The sequence below is a fragment of the Corallococcus llansteffanensis genome, from assembly GCF_003612055.1.
GTDB lineage: Bacteria > Myxococcota > Myxococcia > Myxococcales > Myxococcaceae > Corallococcus > Corallococcus llansteffanensis.
This window is the reverse complement of sequence record NZ_RAWB01001211.1, coordinates 1-417: the sequence shown is the minus strand read 5'-3', so window position 1 is coordinate 417 and position 417 is coordinate 1. Positions and strand designations below refer to the sequence as shown.

At 65.7% G+C, this 417-nt stretch carries 1 protein-coding gene; it reads left to right on the top strand.

Features of this window, described 5'->3' with window-relative positions:
- Positions 1-417 (top strand): FAD-dependent oxidoreductase (locus D7V93_RS44205; RefSeq protein WP_120648753.1); only part of this gene is annotated, 417 nt, incomplete at both ends.

The window sequence follows — 417 nt, the reverse complement described above, 5'->3', positions numbered from 1 at the left end:
ACGTCATCGTGATAGGCGGCGGCATTACCGGTGTTGGCATTGCCTTAGATGCTGCCACCCGCGGTCTGACGGTGGCCTTGGTGGAAAAGCATGATCTGGCGTTCGGCACCAGCCGCTGGAGCTCGAAGTTGGTGCACGGCGGTCTGCGCTATCTGGCCAGCGGCAACGTGGGCATCGCCCGGCGCAGCGCCGTCGAACGCGGAATCCTGATGACACGCAACGCTCCTCATCTCGTGCATGCCATGCCGCAACTGGTCCCGTTGTTGCCGTCGATGGGTCACACCAAGCGGGCGTTGGTGCGTGCCGGTTTCCTGGCCGGCGACGCTTTGCGGGTGCTAGCGGGTACGCCGGCGGCGACGTTGCCCCGATCGCGCCGAATCCCGGCGTCACGGGTGGTGGAGATTGCTCCCACCGTTC